The 307-nt window shown below is 30.9% G+C and carries 1 pseudogene; it reads right to left on the bottom strand.

The window, feature by feature from the left end:
- A pseudogene (locus tag E1140_RS21595) lies at positions 1–307 on the bottom strand (hypothetical protein); the annotation flags it as partial.

The raw sequence follows: 307 nt of genomic DNA, 5'->3' as shown, positions 1-307 counted from the left end.
ATTTAAATCTGAAGACAAGAAACCAAAATCGCCAGATTTACCTAAATAAATAATCCCGTTTCTGGATTCATAAATTGTAAGACAGGCTGTTGATAGATGATTTTTCCACTGTATTCCATCATAAGTAAGTAGCCCTTCAGAATTAGCAACATAAATGATACCTGAATTTGATTGAATTATTTGCCAATTCGCAAATGGTAATCCAGTTTGCTTATAATCAAAATTCTTGATAAAGTAATTAGTAACACTATTTTCCTGAGCAAGAAGGGTTAATGAGAACAAGAAAGTTAAAAATGTCAACAGTAGT

It is taken from the genome of Fulvivirga lutimaris (assembly GCF_009711525.1).
GTDB lineage: Bacteria > Bacteroidota > Bacteroidia > Cytophagales > Cyclobacteriaceae > Fulvivirga > Fulvivirga lutimaris.
Note: the sequence above shows the minus strand (reverse complement) of the source record. Positions and strands in the feature narration are given on the sequence as shown.